The sequence below is a fragment of the Pseudomonas sp. MWU13-2862 genome, assembly GCF_023242495.1.
Classification (GTDB): Bacteria; Pseudomonadota; Gammaproteobacteria; order Pseudomonadales; family Pseudomonadaceae; genus Aquipseudomonas; species Aquipseudomonas gingeri_D.
In genome coordinates this window covers 286,975-296,915 of the sequence record NZ_JALMEZ010000009.1, presented here as the reverse complement: position 1 = coordinate 296,915, position 9,941 = coordinate 286,975, and the positions used below count along the sequence as shown (strand labels likewise).

Below are 9,941 nucleotides of genomic sequence, written 5' to 3'. Positions count from 1 at the left end.
TAGGGAAAACTCTGCAGTTAAAAACTGCAGAGCGAGTTGGCTTTTAGCCTTGACTCGAGACCGGCTAATGGGTGCCCCTATTACCTGAGCCAGGAAATGGCCCGCTGGAGCGATTGGGTGGTCGCCGACTACAACTACTACTTCGACTTCAGCGCGCTGCTGTTCGGCCTGGCCCAGGCCAACCAGTGGCGGGTGGCGACGCTGGTGGACGAAGCCCACAACCTGGTGGAGCGCGGACGGCAGATGTACAGCGCGAGCCTCGACCAGCAGGTGCTGAGTAGTGTCCGGCGCAACATCCCCGAGGCTTTGAAAAAGTCGTTCCAGCGTTTGAACCGCGAGTGGAATGCCTTGCACAAGGAGCAGGTCAGCCCCTATCAGGCCTATGGGCAGGCGCCCGCCAAGCTGCTGAACGCCATTGGCTTGTGCGTGTCGGCCATCGGCGACTACCTCAATGAACACCCGCAAGGTGTCGATGGCGAACTCCAGGGCTTCTATTTCGAGCTGCTGCAGTTCTCACGGGTAGGGGAGTTGTTCGACGAGCATTACCTGTTCGACATCAGCCTGCGCGAGAACGGCCAGCGCCGCAGTTCGCAACTGTGCCTGCGCAATGTGGTGCCGGCCGGCTTCCTCCGTCCACGACTGACGGCGTCCCGCAGCAGCGTGCTGTTTTCCGCGACCCTGAGCCCCCGGCGCTACTACACCGACCTGCTGGGCCTGCCGGCGGACACCGCGTGGATCGATGTCGAGTCGCCCTTCAAGCGCGAGCAACTGGACCTGCGGATCATCAGCCAGATTTCCACCCGCTACGTCCATCGCCAGGCCTCTTTGGCGCCTATTGTCGAGTTGCTGGCCGAACAGTTCACCGGGCGTCCCGGCAACTACCTGGCGTTCTTCAGCAGCTTCGACTATCTGCAGCAGGTGGCGCAGCTGTTGACCGAGACTCATCCACAGATCCCGCTATGGCTGCAATCGCGACGCATGGAGGAAAGCCAGCGCCAGGCCTTTCTCGGGCAGTTCACCGAGCACAGCCAGGGCATTGGCTTCGCGGTCCTCGGCGGGGCCTTTGGCGAGGGCATCGACTTGCCTGGTCAGCGACTGATCGGCGCGTTTATCGCGACCCTTGGGTTGCCGCAACTGAACCCGGTCAACGAACAGATCAAGCAACGCATGGCTGTACTGTTCGGCACGGGGTATGACTACACCTACCTGTACCCGGGCGTGCAGAAAGTCGTGCAGGCGGCGGGCCGGGTGATTCGCAGCGAGCAGGATCGCGGCGTGGTGATGCTGATCGACGATCGTTTTGCCGAGGCCAAGGTCCGGCAGCTATTGCCGCGTTGGTGGCAGGCCTGACAACTGCGTGGCCCTGGCGTGGCCGGTCGAGGATGCCGCGAGAGCGATTTTTTGCCAGGCGCGAAGACCCGCGAGGGTGTAGGTGTCGAAGATCTTTTGAAACCAGACCGTGTACTTTTCCGGCTCGGCGGCAATGCGCCGCGGAATGTCGGACAGCGGCAACCAGGCCCAGGCCAGGGCTTCATCGGGATTGGCGACGGGTGGGGTGTCGCTGGTACCGACGAACAGGTGATCGAATTCATGCTCGATCAGGTCGTTCGAAACCTGCTCCCGATAGAGCAGGGAGGCAACGCTCTTCAGGGGGCAGGTCAAGCCCATTTCTTCGAGTAAACGCCGTTGCGCGGCGGCGAGGGTCTGTTCACCCAGGCGTGGATGGCCGCAGCAACTATTCGTCCATAGGCCTTGCGAATGGTATTTGCCGAGGGCGCGCTGCTGCAGCAGCAAGCGGCCTTGCTCGTCGAAAATGAAGATCGAGAAAGCCCGATGGCGCAGGCCCTGTTGATGGATGAACAGTTTGTGCGCACTGCCGGTTTCGCAATCATCCTCATCCACCAGAATGAGGGTTTCTTCCATCGACTCGGACTCCGAGGTGTCGTTGTCACTGGACGGTACTGCCGACCAGAATAGGGGGCTCAGGTTTTCTTGAGTGATATTGGGAGACAATAGATCGCGTTTGCCCAAGTGCAAGGAGCTGCGGGCATTCGGCTTGGCCGTTCGTCTAAAGCTGGCGTGTGCCCTTCGGGCGTCCCCGCTCAACCTTTCATCAAACCTTCATCAAACGTTTATTCCCACGTTTTGTTCAGGTCATCTACCTGACACCCCGCCTGCCTAGAGTCGTTTGAACTCAAACGTGGCCAGGGATGGCTGCTCAACCAGACAGAGCGGCCCATGCATCCAGCGATCCGTGTCGAACATCTGAACAAGACCTTTGCGCGAAAGAGCGCCTTGGTCGATCTCCACCTCACCATCGCGGTCGGTGAAATGGTCGCGCTGATTGGTGCTTCCGGCTCCGGCAAGTCGACCTTGTTGCGTCACTTCACCGACACTGTCGGCTTGCCGCCGGCGACGACGGCCTGGCTGCAACGCGAAGCCCTCGACGTGTTGGTGCTTGATTGTTCGATGCCGCCGCAGCCCCAGGCACCGCGTAATCACAATGATTTGACGCTGGCATTGCAGTGCATCGAAGAATTAAAGCCAGGGCAGGGCGTGTTGACCCATGTCGGGCATACGTTGGATGCCTGGTTGCTGCAGCATCGTCAAGAATTGCCGGGTAACGTGACGGTTGGTTGGGATGGGCGGGTGCTTTAGCCTTGTTTGTGGGCTTGGAGGCCCAGCGCTGTCGGCCAGACAGCAAAAAGCCCGCATGTGCGGGCTTCTTGGGATGGGGCCAGATCCTTTGGCAGTGCCCGATTATGGCGGCCGTTTGTGATGAAATAATTACAGCCTGATATCAATTTGATGCATAACCTTTGGAAATCCAATGACTTGGCCAGGTGGGAGGGTCCTTGAGGGGGCGTCCTGGTTCGAGGCATGCCAGGTGCCGGGCAATTCGTTGAAAATCAGATGGTTGCGAAATGTGTGTGGCGTGGGGAATTGACGTCAGCAAACTTGCTTCGCCGGGTGGGGATGTATATATTCGTCCCCTTGTCGCGCAGGCGCCAGGTTGGTTTGCAGGTTTTGGAGCCCTCTGACTCGTAATGAGCCGCTGCGTAGACCGCTTCACCGCGCTACCGCCCGAATGGCGAAACTGGTAGACGCATGGGACTTAAAATCCCCCGCTCGTAAGGGCGTGCCGGTTCGATTCCGGCTTCGGGCACCATCTAAAATCAAGGGTTTGCGAGCGAAAGCTGATGCAAACCCTTGTTCGTTTCTGGTCCGTAATTTTGAAGAAGGTCCGCAATTCATCTTGTCGGCGACACTTTTTTGCCTTTCCGATTTCGAATGTACTGCTCGGTCATTGAACGACGCAGCGGGCAAGTGATATTGGAATGCTGTTACCCCAATGCTGGATTCATCCATGGTCTCAAACGATCAGTCATACTTGAGCGTGCTCCATGCTCAGCAAATCTTAATCGAGTGGATTGAAGGATCGATTCATGGCTACCACGTCGCCATGGGACGGGTTCGGCCCCAGCCACTGGAAGTGCTCAGGCAATCGATCTCGCTTAGCGACTGCCTGCCCTTTGATAGCTGCCGATAACGCCCTGCGCATAGTCTCAGCATCGTAATCACAGCAATAGCTAGGTGTAGACGGTTGTTGTCTCCAGGACTCCTCAAGCGAGCCTCCGTCTACCGGATCGAAACCTACTTGATCTACCAGAGCCATCACTGTTTCTTTGGCTTTCTCATCGTCACCCGCTACCGCTGCTGCCAAGCGACCTGGTGTACCTTCCGGAACGCCCAACTCTGCCAATGTGTAGGCGAGCACATTGTTGAAAGCCTTGATTACCGGGCGCCCAATCTGCTTCGTAACCCAGACGCTTTCCGTCATCCCTTGATCAATTTCAGCGATGCGGGGATCGCGCAAACCAGGGTAGTAGTTGCTGGTATCGACCACTGGGATGCTGTCGGGTACGGAGGTAAAGAGGTCAGAAGGGAGTGCGCTTAACGCTGGTAAAGGTATCGACAGCACTACCACATCCGCCCCATCCACTGCGCCTCGAATGTCTACAGGTTCTGCTCCAATCTCATCGGCGAATGCACGAACGCCGCTGACACCTCCAGAATTTGCCACTCGGATCTCATGGCCAGCAGCTCGTAGCTTATGAGCGATGGTGCCGCCGATGTTACCCGTTCCAATGATGCCGATTTTCATGGTTAAGCCTCAGTAATCGTTTGCTTGCACCGATTCTAGGGGGCTGGTGTAATAATGGTAAGTACCCACCAAAAGGTGGGCAGCACACCTTCGAGAAAGAAATGGAACGGGACTGGGATTGCGGTGATCCGCAAAATCGGCTGAATTGGGCCGAAGCAACGACTGAGACTCTTCGCGTGCTGGAAGGGAAATGGAAAATCATCATCTTGTGCCAACTTTTCGCAGCCAAAGGTGCGCTTCGCTTCTCGGATCTAGAGAAGTTGATCGAGGGCATCAATCAGAAGATGCTGATTCAACAGCTGAAGCAGTTAGAAAAGGATGGCATCGTGCTGCGCACGGTGTACCCGCAAGTGCCACCCCGGGTGGAGTACCAGCTCACCCAGATCGGGCATGCACTCGGGCCGTCGATCCAGGCATTGATCGAGTGGGCCGAGATGAGGCGCGATCACATTTGATCGCGGTCGAGTATCCGCCGCACAGTACGCTCTGCCCCTAGAAAATAGCTGTCGAGACGAGTTTGCCGGACGCTTACGCCGCTGGTGAACGTCCTGCTGGTTGTTGATGCCGTGTTCTTTCATCACGCGCTTCAGGTCTTTCTTGAAGACACCAGCGACCTCAACCGTGAACTTCTCGATACCAAGGGTCGCGTTCTTGGCTGCTTCCTTCTCGCGCTTCCTGCGTTGCTTCACGGCTTGCTGCCTCAAGTTGTGCCTGGCGCTCGGCGCCGGCGAGGATTTGGTTAGCCGTGTTCGTGCCGGCCTCCGACGCCGATCGTTCGATCCTCCGTGAGCGTGATTTCCGGATCAATACGAAGATTCGCACCGACCTCAAACAGCCGCGCAACTACCTGGACAGCGCCAGGGATGCATGAGCATCGACCTCATCTACATTGAGGGAAGCACCTTGGTAATTCACAAGGCCGCCCCAGCGACTGAAAAGCAGGGCGGAGTCTGTCGCTGCAATGATCATGCGCATGTGCGGGACTGCAATGGCTTTATTGACGTAGCCTGGGGGCGTGTCGACGGAGTAATGTAAAAGCGTATCCGTGACTACAATCGCTTCGTTTTCATCCGTGTAGAACGACAGATAGGGCCTCCTGGCCGACTTTTGGGAGGGCGGAAGTTACTACTGCTCTTGGGTCAACCGTTACTGGCACTCCATCCACACTGGATGCCTGGCCAGGTCTGATCAATGCATGCTTGTCTGCTCCGAAGCGCACCGGTTGAGGCAGCTATGGACTCGCTTACAGTGATCCCAAGGATACTGGCTTTGATCATCTCGGCCGCTCTCGTACTCAGTAGGTACGCATAAGAAGAGTGACTTGCGAGCCGTTGCTTACGGTCTTGTATTCTCTCCCTACCTGCAAATTGGCTTTGACATGGCCGGACTCGTGTACGTTGCGCTCCTGATTCTGGAAGTCATAAACGATATCGGCTTTCGCTTGGCCATCAGAGGAGAGCTCTGTCACTACGCAACTGATGTATGCAGATGATGCCCTTCCCCTCTCACCTGTATCATTTGAGGCGGCAGCTGCAACATGGCCCACGATGCTGGTGCAGTTACCAGAATAGGAATCGACCCTCACTTGGAGAAAAAATGGCTTGAGGTTTGGATCGTTCTGATCTACGTCCGCTTCGTAAATGACCTTCCCGTTGTAGGTCATTGTTTGATGGCTCATCGCTGGAATATGTGGAAAGGAGTCGGTAGCACTTGGCTGTGCAGCGGTGGCGGTTGCCGTTAGAAAGGCCAAGATGAAGAGTTTGCTTGCAGCACGAAAACGCATAGTGAAAATCCTTTTAGTGGAGTTTTTGTATCGTCCCAGGAAAGGCTTTCTTGAATTCATGTGTGATCGCCTACAGCCCGGCAGTAGTGGTGCTGACAAAATTCGTGAGAGCAGGTTTGATTCCGTGAGTGTGGGCAAGCTTATGAAAAGCGTAAACCTGACTCATGAGCCTGCCAGTTGATGGTGTTAATGGGCTAAAGGCCTTTTTTCGTCTGCTACTCGCATAAAAACAAACGCCCCGAACAAGTCGGGGCGCTGTTGGGCTGGCCTTCAGTGTATTTTGAACATCAGCTGTATTGATTTGCCGAACCGTCAGCGAGTTTGGGTTTTCTGGAGCAGGTCAACTGGTATGCAATTGCCAACCATATGAACCACCCCGGCATGACCATCAAGGCAATTCGGGTATCTGGTCTCAATGCTAGCAGACAAAGAACAAAGCTCAGGAAGGCCAGGGAGAGCCAGGCCATAGGCACGCCGCCAGGCATTTTGTAGATCGATTTCGCATGCAGTTCAGGACGAGTTTTGCGATAGGCAATATAAGACGCGAGGATGGTCGACCACGTGAAAATTACCAGAATCGCCGACACGGTGGAGACGATGGTGAAGGCGGTCATGACTTCCGGAACGATGAACAGCACCAGCACCCCCACCAGCATCAATAGCGTGGTGAACGCCAGGCTCAGCAGCGGCACGCTGTTACTCGACAGTTGCCGGAAAATCCCCGGAGCGTTGTTCTGGTTGGCCAGCCCGAACAGCATGCGGCTCGATGAGAATACGCCGCTGTTGGCCGATGATGCCGCAGACGTCAGCACCACAAAGTTGACGATACCGGCTGCTGCGGGAAAACCTGCAACCAGGAACAGTTCGACAAAAGGGCTCTTGATGGGAGAAACCTGCTGCCACGACGTCACGGCAATAATGCAGGTCAGTGCCAGTACGTAGAACAGGATGATCCGCAGCGGAATGGAGTTGATTGCCTTGGGCAGGGTCTGCTCCGGAGATCGGGTTTCGGCGGCTGCGGTGCCGATCAACTCGGTGCCGGCGAATGAGAAAATGGCCATCTGAAATCCGGCAAAAAAACCGAACAAGCCGTTGGGGAAGGCCGCCTGTTTATCCACCAGGTGACTCAGGGAAGCGGTTACACCACTGGGGGACACGAAGGAGGTGGCAATCAGCACGGTGCTGACGCAGATCAAGGTCAAGACGGCAATGATCTTGATGATCGCGAACCAGAACTCCACCTCACCGAAAAGCCTGACCGTCAGCACGTTTAGCGCGAACAGTGTCGCCAGCATCCCCACGGCGGGTATCCACGCAGGTACCCCGGGGAACCAATATTGGAAAAATCCACCGACCACAACGGCATCGCCTATCACCGCCACGCTCCAGCTCAGCCAGTACGACCAGCCGAGGAAGAATGCCGCGCGCGGGCCCAGGTAGGCACCGGCAAAGTCCGCAAAGGTTTTGAAGTTCAAGTTGGAAAGGAGCATTTCGCCCATGGCACGCATGACGAAAAAAACGAACAGACCAATGATCATGTAGATGAGGATGATCGAGGTCCCGGAGAGGGCGATGATCTTCCCGGAGCCCATGAACAGACCTGTACCGATGGCACCGCCCATGGCCATTAACTGGATGTGACGATTACTGAGCGTACGCTGCAGCGCGGGCTGTTCAAGCAGCCCGGAGGGGGTCGATTTCATTTCAAAACCTCTTGATTTTATGTTTTTGAGTTTTGGCAGAAAGTAGGTGTCGAGCGTTCTTGTTAGAGATGCAGGCGAATGACAGCTGTGGCTGGAGGGGGAATGTCCCCCTCGCAAAGTCGCTTGGAGGCGGCCATTACAGATCAACTGACTGTGCGCAGACACGAGGCTTTTGCCGGTTGCGGATCCAGCAGTTGGTAAAGGTTTTTGATGTTGGTAGGCGTCGGTACCAGATGGATGCGCTCACCGATGGCATGCTCCCGCGCCAGGTCGTGCACGTAGCGCAGTGATGAAAAGTCTTCCAGGGCAAAACCCACCGAATCGAAGATAGTGACCTGCGTATCGTTCTCGCGTCCGGGAACTTCGCCCTGCACAATCCGGAAAAACTCGACCACTGGGGAGTCGGCTTCCAATTGCTGAATGTCGCCCTCAATGCGTGTTTGCGGCTCGAACTCCACGATGACCCGGGCGTTGCGCAGGATGTCGGCGTGCAGTTCGGTTTTACCCGGGCAGTCACCGCCGACAGCATTGATGTGCATGCCGGGCTCGATCATCTCGGGTGTCAGAATCGTTGCGTAGGCTTTGTCGGCGGTGACCGTGGTGACGATATCCGCATTCTTGACCGCTTCCTTCACAGAGCGGGCCAGAATCACTTTGATCTCCGGGTACGCCGCCAGGTTGTACTTCAACTTGAGTGAAGCGTCGCGATCGATATCGAAAATGCGGATTTCGTTGATGCCCAACATTTCATGAAACGCGAGCGCCTGGAATTCACTCTGGGCACCATTGCCGATGATGGCCATCGAGGTTGCACCCGGGCGGGCGAGCGACTGTGCAACGAGCGCGGAGGTTGCCGCGGTACGCACGGCGGTGGTCAATGTCAGTTCGCTGAGCAGGGTTGGATAGCCACTCTGCACATCAGCCAGAAGACCGAAGGCCATGACCGTCAGCAAGTTCCTCTGGCCGTTGTCCGGGTGGCCATTCACGTATTTGAACGAATACTGCTGGCCATCGTCGGTGGGCATCAGTTCGATCACACCGTCTGCCGAGTGGTTGGCCGTGCGCGGCGATTTATCAAATTGCGCCCAGCGTGCGTAGTCCGCTTCGATGTAGCCCGCCATTTCGCGGATGGCCCGGCGGATGCCGACCTGGGTGAACAGGCGTGCAGCATCATCGACATCTATAAAAAGTGTCATGCTCTTATTCTCCGATCCAGTAATTGAAAGGCTGTAGAACGGGGGATGGCTCAGCTGCGTTTGCTCTCGAAACCGTGCAGCACGTTGACCGCATTGATGCCGATTTCATCGACCATGTAGCCGCCTTCCATCACGAACAGGGTGGGGCTGCCGACGCTCGCGATCAGCGCTCCGATACCGATGAAATCCTCGCTCTCCAGCAGGAAGTGGCTGATGGGGTCGTCCTTGAACGTGTCGACACCCAGTGAAATCACCAGCACTTCAGGCGCGAACTGCTGGAGCTTTTTGCAGGCGTGGAGCAGGGCGTTGCGGTAGCTTTCCCACGTGGTGTTTTTCGGCAGTGGATAGTTGAAGTTGTAACCCTCGCCCACACCCGCGCCGACTTCGTGGCTGAAGCCTGAGTAGTACGGATAGGACACCGCTGGCTCGCCGTGCAGCGAGACAAACATGACATCACTGCGCCCGTAGAAAATGTTCTGGGTACCGTTGCCATGATGAAAGTCGACGTCCAGTACGGCGACACGTTTGGCGCCTTGGGTAATGGCCTGCTGTGCGGCAATGGCCGCGTTGTTCAGATAGCAGTAGCCGCCCATGTATTCGCGCGCTGCGTGATGGCCCGGCGGGCGGCAAAGGGCAAAGGCACTGTCGTGGCCTTCATCAATCAGCGCCAGTCCGGTCAACGCGATATCAGCGCTGGTTTTTACCGCTTGCCATGTGGTGGCGGTGATGGGGGAGCCAGCGTCCATGGCATAGAAACCAAGCTTGCCGTCGATAAAGCTCGGCACTTGCTCGTTGGCCAGGTCGCGCACCGGCCATACCAGCGGCAGGGCATCGTGGGTACGTCCGGTCGCACACCATTCTGTCCAGGCACTTTCCAGAAAGCTGACATAGCGCTCGCTGTGCGCGTTGACGTAGCACGTGCGGTCAAATGCACGCGGTTCGATGATCTGCCCAAGGCCTACCTGCTTGACGCGGTTATGGACGGTATCGGCCCGACTGGGCTGTTCGAACGACGGCTTGAGCACGCCGTCTTTCAATTCGGTGCCGTGGTGCAAACGGTGGGAATCACTGAAAACTGTAAACATTCTGCGCAT

Annotated in this window: 8 protein-coding genes, 1 tRNA gene and 2 pseudogenes; 5 read left to right on the top strand and 6 right to left on the bottom strand. The window is 56.7% G+C overall.

From position 1 onward, the window contains the following. Positions 1–72: 72 nt before the first annotated feature. A pseudogene (locus M5C56_RS18385) lies at positions 73–1,350 on the top strand (ATP-dependent DNA helicase); the annotation flags it as partial. On the opposite strand, the gene idi reads toward M5C56_RS18385, so the two are convergent. After that, positions 1,324–1,923, bottom strand: a complete 600-nt coding sequence (idi, locus tag M5C56_RS18380) for an isopentenyl-diphosphate Delta-isomerase (RefSeq protein ID WP_103496979.1) — start codon at positions 1,921–1,923, stop codon at positions 1,324–1,326. The pseudogene M5C56_RS18385 and the gene idi overlap by 27 nt on opposite strands. Positions 1,924–2,238: 315 nt before the next feature. Between idi and M5C56_RS18375 the strand changes: the two are divergent. Both M5C56_RS18375 and M5C56_RS18365 read left to right on the top strand, forming a co-directional pair. Beyond that, a pseudogene (locus M5C56_RS18375) lies at positions 2,239–2,385 on the top strand (ATP-binding cassette domain-containing protein); the annotation flags it as partial. Between the two features lie 697 nt (positions 2,386–3,082). After that, positions 3,083–3,169: transfer RNA gene (locus M5C56_RS18365), tRNA-Leu, on the top strand. 249 nt (positions 3,170–3,418) lie between these two features. On the opposite strand, the gene M5C56_RS18360 is transcribed toward M5C56_RS18365, so the two are convergent. Then, positions 3,419–4,165, bottom strand: a complete 747-nt coding sequence (locus tag M5C56_RS18360) for an NAD(P)-binding domain-containing protein (protein WP_103496977.1) — start codon at positions 4,163–4,165, stop codon at positions 3,419–3,421. A 101-nt stretch (positions 4,166–4,266) separates the two neighbouring features. On the opposite strand from M5C56_RS18360, the gene M5C56_RS18355 reads away from it, so the two are divergent. Further along, positions 4,267–4,620, top strand: a complete 354-nt coding sequence (locus M5C56_RS18355; RefSeq protein ID WP_103496976.1) for a helix-turn-helix domain-containing protein — start codon at positions 4,267–4,269, stop codon at positions 4,618–4,620. A 290-nt stretch (positions 4,621–4,910) separates the two neighbouring features. After that, on the top strand, positions 4,911–5,036 hold the full coding sequence (locus M5C56_RS32390) for a hypothetical protein (protein ID WP_281438828.1): 126 nt from the start codon (positions 4,911–4,913) through the stop codon (positions 5,034–5,036). 423 nt (positions 5,037–5,459) lie between these two features. Here M5C56_RS32390 and M5C56_RS18350 read toward each other — a convergent pair whose 3' ends face one another. The 4 genes from M5C56_RS18350 to M5C56_RS18335 all read right to left on the bottom strand — a co-directional run bounded on the left by M5C56_RS18350 (position 5,460) and on the right by M5C56_RS18335 (position 9,932). After that, positions 5,460–5,948 (bottom strand): hypothetical protein, encoded by a 489-nt coding sequence (locus M5C56_RS18350; protein ID WP_103496975.1) that lies wholly within the window; start codon positions 5,946–5,948, stop codon positions 5,460–5,462. A 287-nt stretch (positions 5,949–6,235) separates the two neighbouring features. Then, a complete protein-coding gene (locus M5C56_RS18345; protein ID WP_103496974.1) occupies positions 6,236–7,651 on the bottom strand; it encodes an amino acid permease in 1,416 nt (471 codons plus the stop codon). Between the two features lie 143 nt (positions 7,652–7,794). Beyond that, positions 7,795–8,847 carry an ornithine cyclodeaminase gene (locus tag M5C56_RS18340; RefSeq protein WP_103496973.1) on the bottom strand — a complete coding sequence of 351 codons (1,053 nt, stop codon included), beginning with the start codon at positions 8,845–8,847 and terminating at the stop codon, positions 7,795–7,797. A 50-nt stretch (positions 8,848–8,897) separates the two neighbouring features. Next, positions 8,898–9,932, bottom strand: coding sequence for a histone deacetylase family protein (locus M5C56_RS18335; protein ID WP_103496972.1), 1,035 nt, complete (start codon positions 9,930–9,932; stop codon positions 8,898–8,900). Positions 9,933–9,941 lie beyond the last annotated feature (9 nt).